The organism is Pseudomonas sp. GD03903 (genome assembly GCF_029840045.1).
Classification (GTDB): domain Bacteria; phylum Pseudomonadota; class Gammaproteobacteria; order Pseudomonadales; family Pseudomonadaceae; genus Pseudomonas; species Pseudomonas pseudonitroreducens.
The window spans coordinates 262,158-285,101 of the sequence record NZ_JAOCBT010000006.1 but is presented as its reverse complement, the minus strand read 5'-3'; the positions used below and the strand labels follow the sequence as shown (position 1 = coordinate 285,101).

Sequence of the window (22,944 nt, the reverse complement as noted above, 5' to 3'; positions counted from 1 at the left end):
GGTTTTTCGTAGGAGCGAGCTTGCTCGCGAACAGCAGCACACTGGTGCTTCCCCTGTCGCCACCTCCGTAGGGCGCATAACCCGGCAAGGGTTATGCGCCCTACGGGGAAGCGCCGGGTCAGAACCCTTCGAGCACGATCTTGCCCTTCGCCGTGTTGCTTTCCAGCAGTGCATGGGCGCGGCGCAGGTTGGCGGCGTCGATCCTGCCGAAGTGCTCGCCCAGGGTGGTCTTCAGCACGCCGCTGTCGATCAGCCCGGCCACGCGCTGCAGCAGCTTGTGCTGCTCGATCATGTCGTCGGTCTGGAACATCGAGCGGGTGTACATGAACTCCCAGTGCAGTGACAGGCTCTTCTGCTTGAGCAGGCGCACGTCGAGGTTCTCCGGGTCGTCGATCAACGCGAGTCGGCCTTGCGGGCGCAGGCTGGCGACGATCTCGGGCAGGTGCTGCTCGGTCTGGTTCAGGCTGGCCACGTGGGTGACTTCGCCGATGCCGATACGCTTGAGCTCTTCGCTCAGCGGCTTGCGGTGATCGATCACATGGTGCGCACCGAGGTTGCGCACCCATTCCTGGGTTTCCGGACGCGAGGCAGTGCCGATCACGGTCATGCCGGTGAGCTGGCGCGCCAGTTGGGTGAGGATCGAACCGACACCGCCGGCCGCGCCGACGATCAGCAGGGTCTGGCCCTTGCTGGCGCTGCCCTCGGCCACCTGCAGGCGGTCGAACAGCAGTTCCCAGGCCGTGATGGTGGTCAGCGGCAGGGCGGCGGCGTGGGCGAAGTCCAGGCTCTGCGGCATGGCGCCGACGATGCGTTCGTCGACCAGTTGCAGTTCGGCATTGCTGCCCGGACGGGTCAGGTCGCCGGCATACCAGACCTTGTCGCCCGGCTTGAACAGGCTGACTTCGCTGCCCACTGCGCGGACCACGCCGGCAGCGTCCCAGCCGAGTACCTTGTATTGGCCCTCGGCAGGCTGGGCGCGCTGGCGCACCTTGGTGTCCACCGGGTTGACGGAGATGGCACGCACTTCCACCAGCAGGTCGCGCGGGCCGGGCGTGGGTTCGGGCAACTGGATGTCGAGCAGGGAGTTGCTGTCGCTGCTGGGCAGGCTCTGGGTATAGCCGATGGCTTTCATGGGGAATTCCTATTCGCTTTGAACGATCAGTCGATGCGGTTCATCAGGCGGATATCGAGTTCCGCCAGGTCAGGTTCTGCGGCCTTCACGAAGGCCTGGAAGTGCGGGCTGGCCTCGTGCTCGGCCAGGGCATCCTCGTCGTGCCATTGCTCGATCATGTAGATCAGCTCGGCGTCCTTGATGTCGCGATGCAGGTCGTACTGCAGGCAGCCGGCTTCGGCGCGAGACGGCGCGAGCATGCCGTGCAGGCGCTCCTGCAGGCTGTCGGCGCGACCGGGCTTGGCGCGAATGATGGCGATCAGGGTCAGGCTCATCCGGGAATCTCCAGGTGGGGCGGGGAAGGTGAGGGCATGCTGCTCTCTTTCGCCGTGTAGAAAAACCGCGTAAGTAGAGAGTCTCTTTCAAAGGATTTTTGAAAATGCTGCGTTTCGACGACCTGCTGATCTTCGTTCGCACCGCCGAGCGTGGCAGTCTTTCCGCCGCCGCCCGTGAGCTGGAGCTGTCGCCGGCGGTGGCCAGCGCGGCGCTCAAGCGCCTGGAAAGCGAACTGGATGTGCGCCTGTTCGCCCGTTCCACGCGCAGCCTGCGCCTGACCGCCGAGGGCGAGCTGTACCTGGCCCACGCCCGCGCTGCGCTGCAGAGCCTGGATGACGGACGCCAACTGCTGGCAGGCGGCAAGAGCGAGATTGCCGGCAACTTCCAGGTCTCGGCGCCGTCGGACTTCGGTCGCAATGTGCTGTTGCCCTGGCTGGACGAATTCCAGGCGCTGCACCCGCGCATGAATCTGCGTCTGCTGATCAGCGACCGCCAGGCCGATCTCTACCGGCAGCCGGTGGACGTGGCATTCCGCCTGGGCCTGCCGGGCGACTCGAACCTCGTTGCGCTGCCGCTGGCGCCGGACAATCGCCGGGTGCTCTGCGCCGCGCCCGAGTACTTCGCCCGCCACGGCAAGCCAACACACCCGGACGAGCTGCAAAAGCACAACTGCCTGCTGTACATGCTGGGCGGCCGCGCCCATGAACGCTGGCGTTTCAGCGACAGTCGCAAGCAACACGAGGTAACGGTGCGTGGCGATCGTCTCTGCGACGACGCCGACGTAGTGCGGCGCTGGGCCGTGGCGGGACAGGGGCTGGTGTACAAGTCCTGGCTGGACGTCGCCGCCGACGTGCGCGCCGGTCGGCTGGAGGTTGCGCTGGCGGACTACCTGGGCGAGGCCTCGCCGATGAACCTGTTCTGCACCCACCGCGCCCAGCTCAGCCGGGCGGTAACCCAGCTGCGGGAGTTCGTGCAGTTGCGCTGCGCCGAACTGATGGGCGAGCGCCCCTGGGCCTGAAGCCGCGTCAGAGCGGCGTGTAGCGGTGAATAGCTGCCGACAGGCCCCAGGCGCTGGCCACCGCCAGCAGCACCATGGCGGTCGGCAACAGGCTCCACCAGATGCGCGGCGCCAGGGCCGGCAATTCGACGCGGCGTTGGCTTATCCACAGGCTGGCGGCGCACACCGAGGCGCCGAGCAGGGCGCCGGCGATGATGTCGCTGGGCCAATGGGCGCCCAGGTACACGCGCGACAGCGCGATGCTGGCGGCGGGGATCACTGCCAGCAGCATCCAGGTCAGGCGCACGCGTGGCGATTTCTCCCGGCTGGCGAGCACACCGAGCACCAGGAAGAACGCGAAGGATGCCGAGCTGTGCCCGCTGGGCATGCTGAAGGCGGACAGCGGGTCGGCGATCACCTCCGGCCGGGCGCGGCCGAAGAAGTGCTTGAGGGTGGTATTGAGCAGCGCCGTGCCGACCATGGTGCCGGCGGCGAAGAAGGCGTGGCGCCACAGTCGTAGCGCGGCCAGCAGCACCGCCAGCAGTGCGCCGGCAATGAACTGGGTACGGAAGTCGCCGACGCGGGTGACGGCCACCATCAGGTGGTCCAGCCAGGCGTGGCGGTGTTCCTGCACCAGTGCCATCAGACCCTTGTCCAGGGCGTCGAGGTGCGGCCAGCCGATCAGCATGGCGAACAACAGAATGAAGCAACCCACGGCGCCGATCAGCGCGGCATTGCGCTCCTTGCGCAGCTCGGCATGAATGACCAGCGCAAACACCACGGCGATGCACCCGGCCACCACCCCGGCCTCCGGCCAGAAGCCTTCGGGCAGCGGCAGGCGCATGGCCGCGCCGGTGGCCCAGCCGGGCACCAGGTAGGCGATCGACCAGCCGGCGGCGGCCACGATCGATACCGCCAGGAAGCGTCCGAAAGGCATGTCGAGCATGCCGGCGATCATCGGCAGGAAGGGCCGCAGCGCGCCGATGAAGCGGCCCACCAGCAGGCTGGCGACGCCATAGCGGTGGAAGAAGCCTTCGGCGGCTGCCATCCATTCCGGGTGGTGGCGCAGCACCGGCAGGCGGCGGATATCCTGGTGGAAGTGACGGCCGATCCAGTAGGACGACAGGTCGCCCAGCAGGCCGCCGAAGAACGCCAGCGCCAGGGTTTCGCCCAGCCCCAGGGCGCCGCTGCCGGCCAGCACGGCGATGGCGAAGAGCATCACCACACCGGGCAGGATGATGCCGATGACGGCAGCGCACTCGAGGAAGGCGACCAGGAACAGAACCAGGGCGAGCCATTGCGGATGGGTGGCCATCCAGGCGTTGAAGGCGGCGAGATCGATCATCGGAAGGTGGCGTCCTGGGTTCCGAGCAGGTGGTAGTCATGGCCTTCGACCTGGCCGCGGCGCAGTGGGTTGCGCGTGCAGAAGGGCGCGAAGGCGGCATCGACGAAGCGGTATTGCAGGTGTTCGTCGCGGCCGTGGGGAATGCCCAGGCGTGCGGCCTGGATGACCAGCGAGGGCTGCTCGGCGAGGTCGTCGACGAACAGGCGCTGTGGGTCGAAACGCCGGGCGTCCCAGTCCGGTACCTTCAGGCCCATGGAGCGGCAGAGCAGGGTCTGGCCCGAGCACAGCTTGCCCAGCGCGCGTTCGCTGCCGTCGGCGGCCGGGTTCAGCTGGCGCATGCAGGCCAGGGCGTCGTCACCGGAGATGCGGTCCATCCAGGGGTGCCCGGACTTGATCAGCACGGCATTGCCCGCGCCGCCGGCGCTGAAGTTCAGCGAGTCGCCGCCGCGCGCGTAGTACATGTAGATATGGCCACCATCGAGGAACAGCGCCTTGCGCTTCTCGGTGTAGCCGAGCGAGGCGTGGCTACCCTTTTCGGCCAGGTAATAGGCCTCGGTTTCGATGATCCGTGCGGAGAGCCACAGGTCGCCGACGCGGTGGCGGATCACCTTGCCCAGCAGCTCGCGGGCGACGGTCAGCGCGTCGCGGTCGAAGAAGGCGTCCGGCAGGGGATTGGCCCCGGGCCAGGGCAAACTTAGGTTGGGTTCGGCGGGCATTGGATTGTCGCGGTTCTCGGGCCGGTCTTAGGCTGGGGAATCATAACAACAAGATTCTTAAGCATGGCTGAACGAATCCGGGCCGACAGTGCCCACATCACCCCCAGCGCGCACTACACCGGCTACGTCTGGTATCGCCACCAGTTGGCCGATCCGGCCTTCGCCACGGCCTTCGGGCGCTGGGTGCACGGCTGCGTGGCGCCGATCAACTGGGGCGCGCGGATCGGTTTCGGCCTGAATATCGAAGACTTCCTGTTACAACGTCATTTGCTGATCGATGCCCGGCTGACCCAGGCCATCGAGTTGCGTGGCGTTACCCAGGTGGTCGAGATCGCCTGCGGGCTCTCGCCACGCGGGCGGCGCTTCCGCGAGCGCTATCCGCAACTGACTTACCTGGAAGCCGACCTGCCGCCCATGGCCGCGCGCAAATCCGCACTGCTGGAGGGACAGGGCTGGCTGGACGGCAAGCACCGCGTGCGGGCTGTGGATATCCTCGCCGAACAGGGCGAGCAGAGCCTGGCGGCACTGCTCGGTGAGCTGGACCCGGATCGCCCGGTCGCGGTGATCACCGAAGGGCTGGTGAATTACTTCCAGCGACCGGTGATCGAGGACTTCTGGCTCCGGCTGGCCGCGGCCCTGCGGCTGTTCCCGGAAGCGACCTACCTGACCGAACTCTACCCCGACCTGCGCGAACACCCGCGCTATCGGCAGATCCGCTGGGGGGTCGGGCTGATCGGCAAGCTGACGCGCGGCGGCTATCCGCTGCATTACCGCAGCGCGGCGGAGATCGAGCAGGCCTTCATCGGTTGCGGGTTCGGCCGGGTGGGCGTGCTCGATCCACAGGTGGATGGCGTGGGGCTGGGTTTGCCGAAAGGGCGGATGCCGAGTCTGGTGCGGGTGGTCGAGGCGCGGGTTTAGGTTCGGGACTGTTCGAGGTTGGGCGGTTCGCGAGCAAGCTCGCTCCTACAACGGCCCCGATGCACTGCCGAGGCTCTTTTGTAGGAGCGAGCTTGCTCGCGAACAGTGCCAATGCCTGAGGTCTGTGTCGGGGTATCCCCCTCACCCCAGCCCTCTCCCGGAGGGAGAGGGGGACCGATTGTGCCGGCTGTGGTTTCGCCTCATGCCGAACAGTCCCCTCTCCCTCTGGGAGAGGGCATGGGCCGGGCTTGGCTCATGAGGGTTTCTTTTCAGGCCGCACACGCCCCCTGCTGCAGCGGCACCACCATTGCCGCCAGCGCGGCGCTGGCCTGTGGATCGCCGTGGGCAAAGATGAACGCCAGGCCGTCGCCGCTGTAGCGCAGCGGCAGGATATCCAGCTCAGGCAGACCGGCGGCAGCCAGCTTCCAGCCGCGCGCAGGGCGATCCGCCGGCAGCTCGACGCGGATCAGCCCACCGAAATAACCCAGCTCCGCCAGCTCGCAGCGCCACTCGCCGCCCTCGCTGTTGCTCAGCACGGCGCGGGTATCGGCTGGTGCCAGGCGCGGTTCGAAGCGGCGTTCCAGGTGCAGCAATTGCTGGCGCTGGAAGCGCGTGCTGCCGGCAGCGCTGCGCGGTAGCGCTTCGCCGCGCAGGAAGGGGTTGTACAGCCGCGCACAGGCGTCGCGGCGCTCGAACTGGGCCAGGTGATCGGCGTTGTGGATCAGCGCGAACTCGGCGTTGGCACAGGCGTGGGCGAATTCGGCGTGCTCCCAGGGTTGGGTGAAGTGGTCGTACTCACCGGCCAGCACCAGGGTCGGGCATTGCGGGTGGCAGTCGAAACCGCCGAAGGCGAGCAGGCGCTGGCTGTTCTGCCGGTAACGCTCGATTTCCCCTGGGGTCAGGCGTTGCAGCTGGCGCAGCAGGGCTTTGCGGAATACCGGCGACACACCGGTATCGGCCAGCCGCAGCGGGTTGATCAAGCCGGTCAGCACGCCGTGGGCAAACGGCGTCTGCTCGCCCAGTTCCAGGCGTGCCAGGGCTTCCACCAGCAGCGCGCGGGCGCCGGGGCGGCCGAAGGCGGTGATGCCGGCCAGCAGCAGGCGGCCGCAGCGCGCCGGGTGGCGGGCGGCAAACAGGGCGGCCAGTGCCGAGCCGTAGGACAGGCCGATGGGCATCAGCGGCGGCAGGTTCAGGGTTTCGGCGAAAGCGGCGATGAGATCGGCCAGGTCTTCCAGGCTCAGCTCGGGAGCCAGTTGCAGGTTGCCGCCCTGGCTGGGCAGGTCGAGCAGGATCACCGGGTGCCCGGCGAGCAGCTCCGAGACCTCGCTGGCGAAGGAGCGGAAGCTCTGGAAGGCACCGCCCAGCAGCAGGACCGGCGGGCGGGTGTCATCTTCCCTGGGGGAAAAGGCCTGGTAGTGCAGTTGCCAACCGTCCAGTTCCAGCACCGCCGGGGCGGCGGTCAGGGCCTGGGCGCTGTAATCGGTGCGATAGCGCATGGCAGTTCTCCGGCGGTGGACCGCCTCTTGTTGTTCTTCCCTGGCGCGCCTCCCTGGCAATGCGATCGCAACGGGGGCAATGAGCCATGCTTGCAAAGTAACCAGCCGATACGAATTTGGTTACCCAACCTTCGGGCGGCGGAGGGGCCTGGAGAGCCGGGGGATGTCACCGTTTCACCGATGGGGCGTGGCGTGGGAGGTGGTTGGCGTTACGCGAAGCGCACCGCTGACCGGCCGGCTGCTGCGGCTGGCCGCTGAGGGGGCGCTCCCGCTATACTTGCGCATTTCCCTCACGCAGACGCGTTAGATCATGACCGAGTCCGTTCTCGACTATATGAGCCGCCTGGGCCGCGCCGCCCGTGAAGCGTCGCGCGTTGTCGCGCGCGCCACGACCGCGCAGAAGAACCAGGCCCTGCTGGCCGCAGCCGATGCCCTGGACGCCGCGCGCGCCCAGTTGACCGAAGCCAACGAGAAGGATCTGGCCAATGGCCGTGCCAATGGCCTGGAGCCAGCCATGCTCGACCGCCTGGCCCTGACCCCGGCGCGTATCGACGACATGATCGAGGGCCTGCGCCAGGTCGCCACGCTGCCGGACCCGATCGGTGAGATCCGCGACATGCGCTACGTGCCGTCCGGTATCCAGCTGGGCAAGATGCGCGTGCCGCTGGGCGTGGTGGGGATCATCTACGAATCGCGGCCGAACGTGACCATCGACGCCGCCAGCCTGTGCCTGAAATCCGGCAACGCCACCATCCTGCGTGGCGGCTCCGAGGCGATCCATTCCAACCAGGCGATTGCCGCGTGCATCCAGACGGGCCTGGCCAAGGCCGGCCTGCCGGCCAGCGTCGTGCAGGTGGTGGAAACCACCGACCGCGCCGCCGTCGGCGCGCTGATCAGCATGCCCGAGTACGTGGACGTCATCGTTCCGCGTGGCGGCAAGGGCCTGATCGAGCGCATCAGCCGTGACGCCAAGGTCCCGGTGATCAAGCACCTGGACGGCATCTGCCACGTCTACATCGACGTCGCCGCCGATATCGACAAGGCGATCCGCGTCGCCGACAACGCCAAGACCCAGCGCTATGCGCCGTGCAACACCATGGAAACGCTGCTGGTGCACGCCGGCATCGCCGACCGCGTGCTGCCGCCGCTGGCTGCCATCTACCGCGACAAGGGCGTGGAGCTGCGCGGCGACGCTGCCACCCGCGCGCTGCTGGGCGCCGATGTGCTGGAAGCCACCGAGGAAGACTGGCGTACCGAATACAATGCGCCGATCCTGTCGATCCGCATTGTCGACGGCCTGGATCAGGCCATCGAGCACATCAACACCTATGGCTCGCAGCACACCGACGCGATCATCACCGAGAACTTCACCGATGCCCGGCGCTTCCTCACCGAAGTGGACTCGGCCTCGGTCATGGTCAACGCTTCGACCCGCTTCGCCGATGGCTTCGAGTACGGCCTGGGGGCGGAGATCGGCATTTCCACCGACAAGCTGCACGCCCGTGGCCCGGTCGGCCTGGAAGGCCTGACCAGCGAGAAGTACGTGGTGTTCGGCGACGGACACGTGCGGACCTGATGGACAAGGCGCGTTCCCGTCGTGTCGGTCTGTTCGGCGGCACCTTCGATCCGGTGCACATCGGCCATCTGCGCAGTGCGCTGGAGATGGCCGAGCAGTTCGAGTTCGACGAATTGCGCCTGATCCCCAATTTCCGCCCGCCGCACCGCGACACCCCCCAGGTGAAGCCGGAGCAGCGGCTGGCAATGGTCGAGCTGGCGGTAGCCGGCGTAGACCCGCTGGTGGTCGATGACCGCGAGCTCAAGCGTGACAAACCCTCCTACACCATCGACACCCTGGAGTCGTTGCGTGGGGAGCTGGATGAGCAGGACCAGTTGTTCCTGCTGGTCGGCTGGGACGCATTCTGCGGCCTGCCGACCTGGCATCGCTGGGAAGAGTTGCTGGAGCACTGTCATATCGTCGTGCTGCAGCGCCCGGATGCCGACAGCGAGCCGCCGGAAGACCTGCGCGACCTGCTGGCGGCGCGCAGTGTTGCCGACCCGAAGGCGATGACCGGCCCCGCTGGGCAGATCACCTTCGTCTGGCAGACGCCGCTTGCAGTATCCGCCACGCAGATCCGCCAACTCCTGTCGCAGGGGCGCTCGGTGCGCTACCTGGTGCCGGATGCGGTATTGAACTATATCGAGGCGCACGGCCTGTACCAGGCGCCCCACTGAACGAGTCAGAGAGTCATACATGCAAACCGAACAACTGGTCGAACTGACCATCGCCGCCCTGGAAGATCTCAAGGCGCAGGACATCACCGTCATCGACGTGCGTGAGAAGACCAGCATCACCGACGTCATGGTCATCGCCACCGGTGCCTCCAGCCGTCAGGTCAAGTCGCTGGCCGACAACGTGCTGGAGAAGGTCAAGGAACAGGGCGTGCGCCCGATCGGCAGTGAAGGCCAGGAAGGCGGCGAGTGGGTGCTGATCGACCTCGCCAACGTCGTGGTCCATGTCATGCAGCCGGCCACCCGCCAGTTCTACGACCTGGAGCGCCTGTGGCAGGGCGCCGAGCAGAGCCGCGCCCAGCACAGCGCCGAGTAAGCTCGTGCGTCTGCGTCTGATCGCGGTCGGCTCGCGCATGCCGCGCTGGGTGGAAGAGGGCTGGGCGGAGTACGTCAAGCGCCTGCCCTCGGAGCTGTCCCTGGAACTGGTGGAGATTCCGCTGAACACGCGCGGCAAGAATGCCGACGTGGCGCGGCTGATCCGCCAGGAAGGCGAGGCCATGCTGAGCAAGGTCCAGCCTGGGGGACGCATTGTCACCCTGGAAGTCGAAGGCAAGCCCTGGAGCACCCCCCAGCTGGCGCAGGAGCTCGACCGCTGGCGCCTGGACGCGCGCACCGTCAACCTCATGGTCGGCGGGCCGGAAGGCCTGGCGCCGGAGGTCTGCGCGCGCAGCGAGCAGCGCTGGTCGCTGTCGCCGCTGACCCTGCCGCACCCGCTGGTGCGGATCCTGGTCGGCGAGCAGATCTACCGCGCCTGGACAGTCCTGTCCGGGCACCCTTACCACAAGTAGTCGTAGCCGTTTTCGATGCCGCAGCCGATACAGCTCAAGGACCACGAGAAGGACGCCCGTCTGGTCCGCGCCCGCGTCATCGTCGGCGGGGTGGCGATCTTCCTGCTCGCCCTGGTGCTGGTGGCGCGCATGTATCACCTGCAGGTGACGCAGTACGACTACCACTCGACGCTGTCGGAGAACAACCGCGTCCACGTGCAGCCGATTCCGCCCAATCGCGGGCTGATCTTCGACCGCAACGGGGTGATCATCGCCGACAACCGCCCCAGCTTCAGCCTGACCATCACCCGTGAGCGCACCGAGAACCTGCAGGAGACGCTCAAGACCCTGGTGGACATCCTCGGCCTCACCGAGGAAGACAAGGCCATCTTCGAGAAGCGCATGAAGCAGGGGCGCCGGCCGTTCGAGCCGGTGCCGATCATGTTCGAGCTGTCCGAGGAGCAGATCGCCCGCATCGCGGTGAACCAGTACCGTCTGAACGGCGTCGACGTGGCCGCGCAGTTCGTCCGTCATTACCCGCTGGGTGAGCACTTCGCCCACTCGGTCGGCTATGTCGGGCGGATCAACGAGGCCGAACTGAAGAGACTCGATCCGGTGGCCTATTCGGGCACCCACCACATCGGCAAGACCGGCGTGGAGAAGTTCTACGAGGATGCGCTGCACGGCACCGTGGGTTACGAGGAAGTCGAGACCAACGCCCGTGGCCGCGTCCTGCGCGTGCTCAAGCGTACCGAGCCGATCTCCGGCCGCGATATCGTGCTGAGCATCGATAGCAAGCTGCAGGCCGCCGCCGAAACCGCTCTGGCCGGTCGTCGCGGCGCCATCGTGGCGATTCAGCCGTCTACTGGCGAAGTGCTGGCCATGGTCAGCCAGCCGGCCTACGACCCCAACCTGTTCGTCACCGGTATCAGCTTCAAGGATTACGCTGCCCTGCGCGACTCCGAAGACCGCCCGCTGTACAACCGCGTGCTGCGCGGCCTGTACCCGCCGGGCTCGACGGTGAAGCCGGCAGTGGCCATCGCCGGCCTCGATGCCGGGGTCGTTACCCCGGCCAGCCGTGTGTTCGACCCCGGCTACTACCAGCTGCCGAACTACGACCACAAGTACCGCAACTGGAACCGCATGGGCGACGGCTGGGTGACCCTGGAGACCGCGATCATGCGCTCCAACGACACCTACTTCTACGACCTCGCCCATAAGCTGGGGATCGACCGCCTGCACGACTACATGAGCGAATTCGGCTTCGGCCAGCGCGTCGCCCTGGATATGTACGGCGAGGCCGAGGGCCTGATGCCATCGCGCCAGTGGAAACGCGCCCTGCGCCGGCAGGCCTGGTTCCCCGGCGAAACCCTGATTCTCGGCATCGGCCAGGGCTACATGCAGGCCACGCCGCTGCAGCTGGCGCAGATGACCGCGCTGCTGGCCAACAAGGGCAAGTGGATTCGTCCGCACCTGGCCAGGACCATCGACGGCAAGCCGCCGGTCGACGAGGACCCGATGCCGGACATCAAGCTCAAGGACCCGAACAACTGGAACCTCGTGGACTACGGCATGCAGCAGGTGGTCCACGGTGCCCGCGGTACCGCGCACAAGGTCGGTGCCACGTCGGTCTACCGCATCGCCGGCAAGTCCGGTACCGCCCAGGTCGTGGCGATCAAGCAGGGCGAGAAGTACAACCGCTCCAAGCTGCTCGAACGCCACCGTGACCATGCCCTGTTCGTCGGCTTTGCGCCGGCGGACAACCCGCAGATCGCCGTGGCGGTGATGGTGGAGAACGGCGAGTCCGGCTCCGGTGTCGCCGCCCCCGTGCTCAAGGCCGTTACCGACGCCTGGCTGCTCGACGAGACCGGCAAGCTCAAGCCCGAATACGCACCGCAGGCCACGGCGGAGGCGCCCAAACCATGACCATGAACGGAAATTTCGACCGCACGCTGTCCAGCGAAGACGTCATGAAGCGGCGCTCCAGCCTGCTTCAGCGCCTGCATATCGACGGCCTGCTGCTCCTGCTGCTGGTGACCCTCGGCTCGGTGGGCCTGTTCGTCCTGTATTCCGCCAGCGGCAAGAGCTGGGACCTGCTGATCAAGCAGGCCTCGTCCTTCGGCCTGGGGCTGGGCGCGATGTTCGTGCTGGCGCAGATCGAGCCGCGCTTCCTTGCCCGCTGGGTGCCGCTGGGCTACCTGATCGGCGTGGCCCTGCTGGTGGTAGTGGACGTGATGGGCCACAACGCCATGGGCGCGACCCGCTGGATCAACATTCCCGGGGTGATCCGCTTCCAGCCGGCGGAATTCATGAAGCTGCTGATGCCCATGACCATCGCCTGGTATCTCTCCAAGCGCGCCTTGCCGCCCGGATTCAAGCACAGTGTGATCGGCCTGGCGCTGATCGTGGTGCCCTTCGTGCTGATCCTCAAGCAGCCGGACCTGGGCACCGCCATGCTGGTGCTGGCCTCCGGCTCCTTCGTGCTGTTCGTCGGCGGCCTGCGCTGGCGCTGGATCATCACCGCGATCTCGGCCGCGGTGCCGGTCGCGGTGGGCATGTGGTACTTCGTCATGCACGACTACCAGAAGCAGCGTGTGCTGACCTTCCTCGACCCGGAAAGCGATCCGCTGGGCACCGGCTGGAACATCATCCAGTCCAAGGCGGCCATCGGCTCGGGCGGGGTCTTCGGCAAGGGCTGGCTGCTGGGGACGCAGTCCCATCTGGATTTTTTGCCCGAAAGCCATACGGACTTTATCATTGCCGTGCTCGGCGAAGAGTTCGGCCTGGTCGGGGTATGCCTGCTGCTGGTGCTGTATCTGCTGGTGATCTACCGGGGGCTGGTGATCACCGCGCAGGCCCAGACACTGTTCGGCAAGTTGCTCGCCGGCAGTATCACCATGACCTTCTTCGTGTATGTGTTCGTCAACATTGGTATGGTCAGCGGATTGTTGCCAGTGGTGGGGGTGCCGCTGCCCTTCATTAGTTACGGCGGAACTTCGCTGGTGACCCTGATGTCAGGGTTCGGCGTTTTGATGTCGATCCACACCCACCGGAAGTGGATCGCCCAGGTTTGATGACAAGAGTGAAGAAAGGAATGCAAGTACTGCGCGCCTGGGCTGCCAGGGGGGTGCATTGGGTCGGAATCGCGGGGGCGATCGGCATGTCCGGCGCAACCCACGCGGGCGACTACGATGGTTCGCCCCAGGTTGCCGAGTTCGTCAGCGAGATGACCCGTGACTACGGCTTCGCCGGCGAACAGCTCATGGGCGTCTTCCACGACGTCGAGCGCAAGCAGTCCATCCTCGACGCCATCTCGCGCCCCGCCGAACGGGTGAAGACCTGGAAGGAATACCGGCCGATCTTCGTCACCGACGCGCGTATCAACCGCGGCGTGGACTTCTGGAACCAGAACGCCGAGGCCTTGGCCCGCGCCGAGCAGGAATACGGCGTGCCGGCCCAGTACATCGTCTCGATCATTGGCGTGGAGACCTTCTTCGGCCGCAATACCGGCAACTTCAAGGTGATGGACGCGCTGTCCACCCTGGGCTTCGACTATCCGCCGCGCGCCGAATTCTTCCGCAAGGAGCTCAAGCAGTTCCTGTTGCTGGCCCGCGAGCAGCAGGTCGACCCGCTCAGCCTGACCGGCTCCTATGCCGGCGCCATGGGCCTGCCGCAGTTCATGCCGAGCAGCTTCCGCGCCTACGCCGTGGACTTCGACGGCGACGGCCACATCAATATCTGGAGCGACCCCACCGATGCCATCGGCAGCGTCGCCAACTACTTCAAGCAGCACGGCTGGCATACCGGCGAACCGGTGGTGTCGCAGGCGGAAATCGGCACCTCCACCGCCGAAGACGCGCTCACCCAGGGCCTGGAGCCGCAGATGAACCTCGGTCAGCTACGCTCTCAGGGCTGGCGCACCCATGACGTGATCCGCGACGACCTGATGGTCACCGCCATGCGCCTGGAAGGCGCGCAGGGCACCGAGTACTGGGTTGGCCTGCCGAACTTCTACGTCATTACCCGCTACAACCGCAGCGCCATGTACGCCATGGCGGTCCACCAGCTGGCCGGCGAGATCGCCAAGGCGCGAGGTGTCCATTGAGCAAGCGAATCGCAAGTCCCGGCCTCTGGTCGCTGGCCGCCTGCGTTGGCCTGAGCACCGTGTTCCTCGCCAGCTGCACCGGCAACCGTGCGCCGCAGCAGCAGCCGGTGGCCAGCAGCGGCATTTCCGGGCCCTATGACTACAGCCGCCCGCACCGCGACGGCGCACCCTGGTGGGACGTGGATGTCTCGCGCATCCCCGATGCCGTGCCGATGCCGCACAACGGGCCATTCAAGAACAACCCCTACACCGTGCTGGGCAAGACCTACTACCCACTGAGCAACTCCAATACCTACAGCGTGGTCGGTACCGCCTCCTGGTACGGCACCAAGTTCCATGGCCAGGCGACCGCCAACGGCGAGCAGTACGACCTGTACGGCATGACCGCCGCGCACAAGACCCTGCCGCTGCCCAGCTATGTTCGCGTGACCAACCTGGACAACGGCAAGAGCGTCATTGTCCGCGTCAACGACCGTGGGCCGTTCTATTCCGACCGGGTGATCGACCTGTCCTTCGCTGCCGCCAAGAAGCTCGGCTATGCCGAGACCGGCACCGCCCACGTCAAGGTAGAGGGCATCGACCCCGACCGCTGGTGGGCTGCCCAGGGCAAGCAACCGCCGATGATCATGGCCTTGCCGAAGATGGCCGCGCAGCCTGCCGCCGCGCAGCCGCAGGCAGTTGCCATGGCCCAGCCGATCGAAACCTACACCCCGCCGCCGGCGCAGCACGCCGTGCCCGTGGCACCGGTCCAGATCGACTCAAAAAAAAACGCTTCATTACCAGTCGATGGCCTGTATCTCCAGGTGGGTGCCTTCGCCAACCCGGACGCTGCGGAGCTTCTCAAGGAGAAGGTCGGCGGCCTGACGGGGGCGAAATCCTTTATCAGCTCGGTCGTGGTCAATCAGCAGACCTTGTACCGGGTGCGCCTAGGGCCGATCGGAACGCAGGATGAAGCAAGCCGGATGCAGGACAGCATCCGCGTGGCCAACCTTGGCCAACCCAAGCTCGTGCGCCTGGACTGAGATTCCAGCGCACGCGCAATAGCGGCACGCAGAGGCCGCCTCACGAGTTCCCCCGCGGGGGATTGTTTGACCATTAGTGAACCCCAGAGAGACGGATGAACATCTTCAACTTCGCCAAACGCCTGTCCTTGCTCGTGCTGTTCAGCGCCCCCGTGGCCAGCTGGGCAGCTGAAGTCGTTCCCGCCGCCCCGCAGCTCGCGGCCAAGGCCTGGGTGCTGATGGACGGCGCCAGCGGCAACATCCTGGTCGAGAACGCCGGCGACGAGCGTCTGCCGCCCGCCAGCCTGACCAAGCTGATGACCGCCTATATCGCCACCAAGGAAATCGAAGGCGGCCGCATCGCCGAATCCGACCTGGTCACCGTCAGCGAGCACGCCTGGCGCACCGGCGGTTCGCGCATGTTCATCAAGGTCGGTTCCCAGGTCTCGGTAAGCGACCTGCTGCACGGCATCATCATCCAGTCCGGCAACGACGCCTCGGTCGCCCTGGCCGAGCACATCGCCGGCAGCGAAGACGCCTTCGCCGACATGATGAACACCACCGCGCAGAAGCTGGGCATGAGCAACTCCCACTTCATGGACGCCACCGGCCTGCCCAACCCGGATCACTACTCGTCCGCCAAGGACATGGCTGTCCTGGCCCGCGCGATCATCTACGGTGAGCCGACCCACTACGCGATCTACGCGCAGAAAGAGTTCTTCTGGAACAACATCAAGCAGCCCAACCGCAACCTGCTGCTGTGGCGCGACAAGACCGTCGACGGCCTGAAGACCGGCCACACCGACGAAGCCGGCTACTGCCTGGTGGCTTCCGCGGTGCGTGACGGCCAGCGCATGATCGCCGTGGTGTTCGGCACCAACAGCGAGCAGGCCCGCGCTGCCGAGACCCAGAAGCTGCTGACCTACGGCTTCCGCTTCTTCGAAACCCAGACCTTCTACAAGAAGGGCGCCGAGCTGACCAAGGCCATGGTCTGGAAAGGCTCCGACCACGAAGTGAAGGCCGGCCTGTCCGACGACCTGACCATGACCGTGCCGCGCGGCCAGCTCAAGCAGCTGCAGGCCAACATGGTCGTCGAGCCCAACCTGGTGGCGCCGATCCAGCAGGGCCAGGTGATCGGCAAGGTCGAGGTCAAGCTGGGTGACAAGGTGGTCCGCACCTCCGACCTGGTCGCCCTGAACGCCGTGGAAGAGGGTGGTTTCTTCCGCCGTATCTGGGACAGCCTGCGCATGTTCTTCTACGGTCTGTTCAACTGACCGCTCGTCCCGGCCTTGCACTTTTGTATACAAGGCTGGGATTGACCTGCCCGCGCAGTCGCAAACTCGGGTAAAATGCCCGCCTGCGACTGCCGGGTCCCCCCGTGGCCCGGCGGCCGTCGTCCGATCCACCCGGAGCGCCCCGATCCCGGACGCTCATGCGGAGGCGGGCCACCCGCCCGCGACAGCCATGACTGATACCCCTGATACCGCTGACACTCCAGAACAGCCCGCACCGAAGATCGAGTTCCCCTGCGAACGCTATCCGATCAAGGTCATCGGCGACGCCGGCGAAGGTTTCTCCGATCTGGTCATCGAAGTCATCCAGCGCCACGCGCCGGACCTCGACATCACCACCCTGGTCACCCGTGACAGCCGCAACGGCCGCTTCCTGTCCGTGCAGGTGCTGATCACCGCTACCGGCGTCGACCAACTGCAGAACATCCATAAAGACCTGCGCGCCACCGGCCGCGTCCACATGGTGCTCTGATGGGCGAAACGCTGGGCTTTCGTGAGCTGGGAATCCTTCCTTACGAGCCGACCTGGCACGCCATGCAGCGCTTCACCGCCGAGCGCGAGCCCGGCACGCCCGACGAAGTCTGGCTGCTCGAACACCAGCGCGTGTTCACCCAGGGCCAGGCCGGCAAGGCCGAGCATGTGCTGTTCCCCGGCGACATCCCGGTGGTCCAGGTCGATCGTGGCGGCCAGGTGACCTATCACGGCCCTGGCCAACTGGTGGCGTACCTGATGCTCGATGTGCGTCGCTCCGGCATCGGCGTGCGCGACCTGGTCTCGCGCATCGAGCAGAGCCTGATCGGCCTGCTGGACAGCTATGGCGTCACGGCTGTGTCCAAACCCGACGCTCCGGGCGTCTATGTGGACGGCGCGAAGATCGCATCCCTCGGCCTGCGCATCCGCAACGGCCGCTCCTTCCATGGCCTGGCTCTGAACGTGGACATGGACCTGGAACCCTTTCGACGCATCAATCCCTGCGGTTACGCAGGCATGGCCATGACCCAGCTGAGTCAGCTGGCCGGCCCCATCGCATTGGCCGATGTGCGCGAGCGCCTGCGTGGCGAACTCGTCGAACGCCTTGGCTACGCGGCACAGAAGACCCTAACGGGCGGGATCTAACCTAGATGAGCACTGTTGTGGAGAACGCAGGTCAGGCAGCCCCGGCCGCCAAGCCGGGCAAGGTGGAAGTTGGCGTCAAGTTGCGCGGCGCGGAAAAGGTCGCGCGCATCCCGGTGAAGATCATTCCCACCGACGAGCTGCCGAAGAAGCCCGACTGGATTCGTGTGCGCATCCCCGTTTCCCCCGAGGTCGACCGTATCAAGCAACTGCTGCGCAAGCACAAGCTGCACAGTGTCTGTGAAGAAGCCTCCTGCCCGAACCTGGGCGAGTGCTTCTCCGGTGGTACCGCCACCTTCATGATCATGGGCGACATCTGCACCCGTCGTTGCCCGTTCTGCGACGTCGGCCATGGCCGTCCGAAGCCGCTGGATGTCGACGAGCCGACCAACCTCGCCATCGCCATTGCCGACCTGCGCCTCAAATACGTGGTGATCACCTCGGTGGACCGCGACGACCTGCGTGACGGCGGTGCCCAGCACTTCGCCGATTGCCTGCGCGAGATCCGCAAGCTGTCGCCTGGCGTGCAGCTGGAAACCCTGGTGCCGGACTATCGCGGCCGCATGGACATCGCCCTGGAAATCACCGCCAACGAGCCGCCGGACGTGTTCAACCACAACCTGGAAACCGTGCCGCGCCTGTACAAGTCGTCCCGCCCGGGCTCGGACTTCGAGTGGTCGCTGGACCTGCTGCAGAAGTTCAAGCAGATGGTTCCGCACGTACCGACCAAGTCCGGCCTGATGCTCGGCCTGGGCGAGACCGACGAGGAAGTCATCGAAGTCATGCAGCGCATGCGCGAGCACGACATCGACATGCTGACCCTCGGCCAGTACCTGCAACCGTCGCGCAACCACCTGCCGGTGCAGCGCTTCGTCCACCCGGACACCTTTGCCTGGTTCGCCGAGGAAGGCGAGAAGATGGGCTTCAAGAACGTCGCTTCCGGCCCGCTGGTGCGCTCCTCGTACCACGCCGACCAACAGGCGCACGGTACCAAGATCGGCTGAGTAGCCGGTCGCGGAATGAAAAAGGCGCCCTGGGGCGCCTTTTTTCTTCAGCTTTTCTGCCGCAACTGCCCCAGTAGCACTGGCGTCGGATAGCCGTCCGCCGGCGAGCCGACCGACTGCTGGAAGGCCCGGATCGCCTTGCGCGTGTTGACGCCGATGATCCCGTCCGCGGTGCCCGGTTGATAACCCTGCTGTGCCAGCAGTTGCTGCAACTCGATGCGTTCGGAGCGGCTCAGTGGTGTGTCTTCCAGCGGCCAGCTCCCCGCCAGCCGGCCGCCGCCCTTGAAGCTGTCTGCGAGCAGGCCTACGGCGAGGGCATAGGACGTCGAGTTGTTGTACTTGAGAATGGCGCGGAAGTTCTCCGTTACCAGGAATGCCGGGCCGCGATAGCCGGCGGGCAGCAGCAGCGACACGCTGGCTTGCGGATCGCTCGGCAGGTTGCCGCTGGCCACCTTGATGCCCTGGCGCAACCACTCGCTCATCGGCTTGCGAATGTCCATGTCCGCCTGGGCGTAGTCGAAGCCCTGCGGCAGGCGTACTTCGAACCCCCAGCTCTGGCCGCGCTGCCAGCCTGAGCTCTTCAGGTAATTGGCCGTGGAGGCCAGGGCATCGGAGGAAGAGCCCCAGATGTCGCGCCGGCCGTCGCCGTCGAAGTCCACTGCAAAGCGGTTGTAGGTGGTGGGGATGAACTGCGTCTGGCCCATGGCGCCGGCCCAGGAACCGACCATGTTGCTGGCCGGGACGTCGCCGTGCTGGATGATCTGCAGCGCTGCGATCAACTGGTCGCGGCCGAAGTCCGGGCGGCGGCCTTCGTAGGCCAGGGTTGCGAGGGAACGGATGACGTTCTTGCTGCCCATCTGCTGGCCGAAGTTGCTCTCCATGCCCCAGATCGCGACCACGGCTTCACGCTCGACGCCGTAACTGCTCTCGATGCGTTGCAGTGCTTCGGCGTTCTCCAGGGTGCGATCCTGGCCGTTGCGCACGCGAGCAGGCGACACGGCGCTTTCCAGATACTGCCAGACAGGGCGGGTGAACTCGGGCTGGCTGCGATCGGCGGTGACGACCGAGTCATCTGGCGCGATGCCTGCGAACGCAGTGTCGAAGGTTGCCGCGCTGATACCCGCGGCGAGCGCTTGCGCGCGGAAGCCGCCGCGCCACTGGGCGAAGCTCTGCGTGGGTTGCGCGTGCTCGCTGGTGGCACCCTTGGCAGGAGGCTCGGTGCAGGAGGTCAGCAGACCGAAGCTGGCCAGGGACAGGACGGCGACGAGCAGGCAGCGTTGGCCGACAACAGGTGAAACAGGCTTGCGCATTGCTCTCCTCGGGAACTGGCAGGGAGGGGCCACCTTAGCATGGCCTCTGTGACGCGTCTGCGTTGAGCAGAAATGCAGGGTACGCAGGGTTCGATGGCGCGGCCGGAGGAAAATTCCCAGCGTGGCGAGGCTCCCGTCGGACGGTTCCGCTGATCGCGGCCGCCGGGCAGGGTCCTGACGCGATTTTTCGCGGGCCGGCGCCCGGTGATCCCTGGGTCAGTCCGCTTCTGCTCAAAGGGCGGTGCAGGGGCTATTGCTTGGGCTGGCTGCCGGTTTCCTGGTCGACCTTGGGCGCGCTCTGGTTGAGTTCCTTGAGCATGTCGTCGTACGCGGCGCAGTCGTCCGGGCGCTGTTCGCTGGAGCGGGACTTCTTCAGCTCGGCGAGCTTTTCGTTGAGCTTCTGCGCGCGCTGGGGATCACTGCGGGTGACTTCGGTGACCTTGGCAGCGACCTGCTTGCCCTTGGCTTCGGCTTCCTGGTCGGAGCAGAACGCATGGGCGGAGAGGCTGAAGGGGAGGGCTAGGATGGCGACGATGACGGCAGCTTTCATGGTTGGACCTCCAGGTGCGTGGCTGTCCGGTTGAAAGCGAAAGGGCGGGGTGGTTCAGGTTTTTTAACGTTTTCAGGCCGCCAGAAGCGAAGAAGCCTCCCAATTTCGGGAGGCTTCGCGGCGGTAGCTGCCTTTGCCTTTGAGCGGCTGCTCCTGGCGGCTGCGGAACAGCGGTTGTGCCACCAGGGACTTGGCCTTGTTCGGCCGTTTGGATTTCTTCGCCATCTGTCTTTCCTCGTTGAGGCCGGCGCCGTTGCCGGCGCGGGCATCTTCCGCCTATCTGGCACGCTTGTCCACGCCGCTGGTCTAGCGGCGGGCGGGCCAAGGCAAGCGCAGGCCATTCGGGGCTACGCTGGGGGCAGATCTTTCTGGCAAAGCGAACAGGAACGAGGGCAAGGGCGATGAAGTTTCTCTGCATGATCTACTTCGACGAGCGCAAGGCGGCTGAGCTGCCGGAAGCCGAGCTGCGTGGCATCGTCGACGAGTGCATGACCTATAGCGAACAACTGCGTAGCAGCGGCAATTACATCGCGGCCAATGCGCTGTTGCCGACGCCGACCGCGCGCACGTTACGCGGCCAGGGTGAAAAGCTGGCCGTCACCGATGGACCCTTCGCTGAAACGCGGGAGCAGTTGGGTGGCTTCTACCTGATCGAGGCGCAGAGCATCGAGGAGGCCGAGCGCATCGCCGCGAAGATTCCGCCGGGCCGGCTCGGCTGCGTAGAGGTTCGCCAGGTGCGCGAGTGGGAGTGAAACGCTGTGCGGGTCGCGGGCAAGCTCGCTCCTGCAAGGCGCCTTGGAGGGGCTACGTGATGTAGGGGCGGGCTCTGCCCGAGCGCTCCTGAGGCCGGCTCGTGAAGCGCTGCAATCAGGCCGAAGGCAGGCTGATGCGCTGGCCGGCGACCAGCAGGGCGAGGCGGGCGAGGCTGTTCCAGACGTTGCCGGGCGCCTGGCCCTTGATCTGTGCGTCGATCAGTTGGGCGTCCTGCAGCATCTGGTTCCAGCGCTGCGCGGTGTGCCGTTGCAGGGCCTTGCTCATCAGCGGGCGGCGCTTGTCCCAGATCGGCGGGCGACACTGGCTGAAGGCCTTGTCCAGCGGCACGCCCTGGCTGAATTGCTGGGCGAGGCTGGCGAGTACGCGGATTTCCCGGGCCAGGGCCCAGAGAATCACCGGCGGTTCGACACCTTCGCCGCGCAGGCCTTCGAGCATGCGCAGGCAGTGTGCGGCTTCGCCGTTGAGGGCGGCATCGATCAGGCCGAAGACATCGAAGCGCGCGCTGTCGGCCACGGCCGCCTGCACGGTGTCGGCGTCAATCTGTTGGCCGTCGGCGAGCAGCTTGAGCTTTTCGATCTCCTGGGCGGCGGCCAGCAGGTTGCCTTCGACGCGCGCGGCAATCAGGTCGACCGCCTCCTGGCTGGCAGCGAGGCCGGCCTGGGACAGGCGCTGGCGAATCCACTGTGGCAACTGGTGCGCGTCGATCGGCCAGATCTGGATGAACTGCGCAGCATCGCCGTCGATCAGGGCCTTGGCCCATTTGGTCTTCTGCGTGCTGCCGTCGAGCTTGGGCAGGCTGACCAGCAGGACGGTGTCTTCCGGCGGGCGCTGCAGGTATTCCTGGAGGACCGCCGCGCCCTTGTCACCGGGTTTTCCGGAGGGCAGGCGCAGTTCGATCAGGCGCTTTTCGGCAAACAGCGAGAGGCTGGCGCCCGCTTCGATCAATTGGCCCCAATCGAAGTTGGCCTCGGCGTTGAACACCTGGCGTTCAGAGAAATCACGCTGACGGCAGGCGGCACGGATGGCATCGCAGGCTTCCTGGCAGAGCAACGGTTCGTCGCCGCTGACCACGTAGACGGGCGCGAGATTGCCTTGCAGGTGCTTGGCGAGTTGTCCGGGATTGAGCTTCATAATGAGAAAGGGGCCGGTTGGCCGGCCCCTTGTCGCTTACTGTGCTTTCGGGAATTCGATCGGCGACTGCTGCGGTTGAGACTTGGCAGCCTCGTCCGCGGCCTTCATGGCGTCTGCTTCGGCCTTGGCCTTGGCTTCTGCCTTGGCCTGCAGGTCATCGAGCTGCGCCGGGGTGACCATCTGCAGGCGGGTGACCATCTGCTGGACCAGATCACGGCGCATTTCGGCGCGAATCTGCTGGGCTTCCTGGTCGGAGCCGATCAGGTTGTTCTCATCCTGCACGTAGACCTTGCGGACCTGGACCTGGTTGGCGAGCAGCAGCAGGTTGTTGGTGCCGCGAATTTCGTAGCTCAGGGTGTTGGTCAGTTCGTTTTCCGCGCTGCGGGCGGAACTGGTGTAACTGACGCTGCGCTGGGTCACGTCTTCGCGGGCCAGGATCAGGTGGTAGGGCGCGCGGGAGACGACTTTCACGCCGCTGCCTTCAAGCACCTGCTTGAGCTGCGTGACGGTCTCGCCATAGGCGTTTCGCGCACTCACGTCGATTTCCTTGAGCGCAAAGTTCGTATCGCCCAGGCCGCGCAGTTGGAAACCGCAGGCGCTCAGCACGCTGGCCAGGCCGATCAGCGCGAGGCTGGTCAGGATACGTTTCATCAAGCTTCCTCACTCCTGTTGATCCGATATGCCCGTGG

At 66.0% G+C, this 22,944-nt stretch carries 25 protein-coding genes; 15 read left to right on the top strand and 10 right to left on the bottom strand.

Annotated features, from left to right (window positions below; translation table 11 throughout):
• Positions 1-118 precede the first annotated feature (118 nt).
• Together N5C91_RS12250 and N5C91_RS12245 are read right to left on the bottom strand one after the other, a co-directional pair.
• The gene (locus N5C91_RS12250; RefSeq protein ID WP_279829899.1) at positions 119-1,132 is read right to left on the bottom strand and encodes a zinc-binding alcohol dehydrogenase family protein; all 1,014 of its coding nucleotides are present in this window, start codon (positions 1,130-1,132) and stop codon (positions 119-121) included.
• A gap of 26 nt (positions 1,133-1,158) precedes the next feature.
• Positions 1,159-1,446, bottom strand: a complete 288-nt coding sequence (locus tag N5C91_RS12245; RefSeq protein WP_279829898.1) for a putative quinol monooxygenase — start codon at positions 1,444-1,446, stop codon at positions 1,159-1,161.
• A gap of 104 nt (positions 1,447-1,550) precedes the next feature.
• Here N5C91_RS12245 and N5C91_RS12240 point away from each other — a divergent pair, with 104 nt between their 5' ends.
• Positions 1,551-2,465: a LysR family transcriptional regulator gene (locus tag N5C91_RS12240; protein ID WP_279829896.1), complete on the top strand. Its 915-nt coding sequence runs from the start codon at positions 1,551-1,553 to the stop codon at positions 2,463-2,465.
• A gap of 7 nt (positions 2,466-2,472) precedes the next feature.
• On the opposite strand, the gene N5C91_RS12235 is transcribed toward N5C91_RS12240, so the two are convergent.
• Together N5C91_RS12235 and N5C91_RS12230 are read right to left on the bottom strand one after the other, a co-directional pair.
• Entirely contained in the window at positions 2,473-3,789 is a 1,317-nt protein-coding gene (locus N5C91_RS12235) for a bifunctional DedA family/phosphatase PAP2 family protein (RefSeq protein WP_279829894.1), read from the bottom strand.
• Positions 3,786-4,505 (bottom strand): DNA-3-methyladenine glycosylase, encoded by a 720-nt coding sequence (locus N5C91_RS12230; protein WP_279829893.1) that lies wholly within the window; start codon positions 4,503-4,505, stop codon positions 3,786-3,788. Before N5C91_RS12230 ends, N5C91_RS12235 begins: the two co-directional genes overlap by 4 nt.
• A gap of 63 nt (positions 4,506-4,568) precedes the next feature.
• On the opposite strand from N5C91_RS12230, the gene N5C91_RS12225 reads away from it, so the two are divergent.
• Positions 4,569-5,423: a class I SAM-dependent methyltransferase gene (locus N5C91_RS12225; RefSeq protein ID WP_279829892.1), complete on the top strand. Its 855-nt coding sequence runs from the start codon at positions 4,569-4,571 to the stop codon at positions 5,421-5,423.
• Between the two features lie 269 nt (positions 5,424-5,692).
• On the opposite strand, the gene N5C91_RS12220 is transcribed toward N5C91_RS12225, so the two are convergent.
• Positions 5,693-6,919 carry an alpha/beta hydrolase gene (locus tag N5C91_RS12220; protein WP_279829890.1) on the bottom strand — a complete coding sequence of 409 codons (1,227 nt, stop codon included), beginning with the start codon at positions 6,917-6,919 and terminating at the stop codon, positions 5,693-5,695.
• Positions 6,920-7,229: 310 nt separating this feature from the next.
• Here N5C91_RS12220 and N5C91_RS12215 point away from each other — a divergent pair, with 310 nt between their 5' ends.
• The 12 genes from N5C91_RS12215 to lipA all read left to right on the top strand — a co-directional run bounded on the left by N5C91_RS12215 (position 7,230) and on the right by lipA (position 18,490).
• A complete protein-coding gene (locus N5C91_RS12215; RefSeq protein ID WP_236200588.1) occupies positions 7,230-8,495 on the top strand; it encodes a glutamate-5-semialdehyde dehydrogenase in 1,266 nt (421 codons plus the stop codon).
• Positions 8,495-9,151 (top strand): nicotinate-nucleotide adenylyltransferase, encoded by a 657-nt coding sequence (gene nadD, locus N5C91_RS12210; protein WP_236172425.1) that lies wholly within the window; start codon positions 8,495-8,497, stop codon positions 9,149-9,151. Before N5C91_RS12215 ends, nadD begins: the two co-directional genes overlap by 1 nt.
• 19 nt (positions 9,152-9,170) lie before the next feature.
• A complete protein-coding gene (gene rsfS, locus N5C91_RS12205) occupies positions 9,171-9,524 on the top strand; it encodes a ribosome silencing factor (protein ID WP_236172426.1) in 354 nt (117 codons plus the stop codon).
• 4 nt (positions 9,525-9,528) lie between these two features.
• A complete protein-coding gene (gene rlmH / locus N5C91_RS12200; RefSeq protein WP_279829886.1) occupies positions 9,529-9,996 on the top strand; it encodes a 23S rRNA (pseudouridine(1915)-N(3))-methyltransferase RlmH in 468 nt (155 codons plus the stop codon).
• A 15-nt stretch (positions 9,997-10,011) separates the two neighbouring features.
• Complete coding sequence (mrdA, locus tag N5C91_RS12195; RefSeq protein WP_236172427.1) at positions 10,012-11,901, top strand: penicillin-binding protein 2; 1,890 nt, start codon at positions 10,012-10,014, stop codon at positions 11,899-11,901.
• 44 nt (positions 11,902-11,945) lie between these two features.
• Positions 11,946-13,049 carry a rod shape-determining protein RodA gene (rodA, locus tag N5C91_RS12190; protein ID WP_236172574.1) on the top strand — a complete coding sequence of 368 codons (1,104 nt, stop codon included), beginning with the start codon at positions 11,946-11,948 and terminating at the stop codon, positions 13,047-13,049.
• Between the two features lie 8 nt (positions 13,050-13,057).
• Entirely contained in the window at positions 13,058-14,080 is a 1,023-nt protein-coding gene (gene mltB, locus N5C91_RS12185; protein WP_236172428.1) for a lytic murein transglycosylase B, read from the top strand.
• Complete coding sequence (locus tag N5C91_RS12180) at positions 14,077-15,102, top strand: septal ring lytic transglycosylase RlpA family protein (protein WP_236172429.1); 1,026 nt, start codon at positions 14,077-14,079, stop codon at positions 15,100-15,102. Before mltB ends, N5C91_RS12180 begins: the two co-directional genes overlap by 4 nt.
• 95 nt (positions 15,103-15,197) lie before the next feature.
• Positions 15,198-16,355, top strand: coding sequence for a D-alanyl-D-alanine carboxypeptidase family protein (locus tag N5C91_RS12175; RefSeq protein WP_236172430.1), 1,158 nt, complete (start codon positions 15,198-15,200; stop codon positions 16,353-16,355).
• A 190-nt stretch (positions 16,356-16,545) separates the two neighbouring features.
• Positions 16,546-16,845 carry a DUF493 domain-containing protein gene (locus N5C91_RS12170; RefSeq protein ID WP_279829881.1) on the top strand — a complete coding sequence of 100 codons (300 nt, stop codon included), beginning with the start codon at positions 16,546-16,548 and terminating at the stop codon, positions 16,843-16,845.
• On the top strand, positions 16,845-17,489 hold the full coding sequence (gene lipB, locus N5C91_RS12165; RefSeq protein ID WP_279829879.1) for a lipoyl(octanoyl) transferase LipB: 645 nt from the start codon (positions 16,845-16,847) through the stop codon (positions 17,487-17,489). The genes N5C91_RS12170 and lipB overlap by 1 nt, the downstream gene beginning before the upstream one ends.
• A 5-nt stretch (positions 17,490-17,494) precedes the next feature.
• On the top strand, positions 17,495-18,490 hold the full coding sequence (gene lipA, locus N5C91_RS12160; protein WP_236172433.1) for a lipoyl synthase: 996 nt from the start codon (positions 17,495-17,497) through the stop codon (positions 18,488-18,490).
• Between the two features lie 47 nt (positions 18,491-18,537).
• On the opposite strand, the gene N5C91_RS12155 is transcribed toward lipA, so the two are convergent.
• The 3 genes from N5C91_RS12155 to arfA form a co-directional block, all read right to left on the bottom strand.
• A complete protein-coding gene (locus N5C91_RS12155) occupies positions 18,538-19,800 on the bottom strand; it encodes a lytic murein transglycosylase (RefSeq protein WP_279829876.1) in 1,263 nt (420 codons plus the stop codon).
• 250 nt (positions 19,801-20,050) lie between these two features.
• Positions 20,051-20,350, bottom strand: a complete 300-nt coding sequence (locus N5C91_RS12150) for a hypothetical protein (protein WP_236200583.1) — start codon at positions 20,348-20,350, stop codon at positions 20,051-20,053.
• Between the two features lie 72 nt (positions 20,351-20,422).
• The gene (gene arfA, locus N5C91_RS12145) at positions 20,423-20,575 is read right to left on the bottom strand and encodes an alternative ribosome rescue factor ArfA (RefSeq protein WP_045215115.1); all 153 of its coding nucleotides are present in this window, start codon (positions 20,573-20,575) and stop codon (positions 20,423-20,425) included.
• Between the two features lie 176 nt (positions 20,576-20,751).
• Here arfA and N5C91_RS12140 point away from each other — a divergent pair, with 176 nt between their 5' ends.
• Positions 20,752-21,102: a YciI family protein gene (locus N5C91_RS12140; protein WP_236200582.1), complete on the top strand. Its 351-nt coding sequence runs from the start codon at positions 20,752-20,754 to the stop codon at positions 21,100-21,102.
• A 115-nt stretch (positions 21,103-21,217) separates the two neighbouring features.
• Here the strand turns inward: N5C91_RS12140 and holA are convergent, their stop codons facing one another.
• Both holA and lptE read right to left on the bottom strand, forming a co-directional pair.
• Positions 21,218-22,255, bottom strand: coding sequence for a DNA polymerase III subunit delta (gene holA / locus N5C91_RS12135; protein ID WP_279829870.1), 1,038 nt, complete (start codon positions 22,253-22,255; stop codon positions 21,218-21,220).
• A gap of 36 nt (positions 22,256-22,291) precedes the next feature.
• Complete coding sequence (lptE, locus tag N5C91_RS12130) at positions 22,292-22,906, bottom strand: LPS assembly lipoprotein LptE (RefSeq protein ID WP_236200581.1); 615 nt, start codon at positions 22,904-22,906, stop codon at positions 22,292-22,294.
• Between the last annotated feature and the right edge of the window lie 38 nt (positions 22,907-22,944).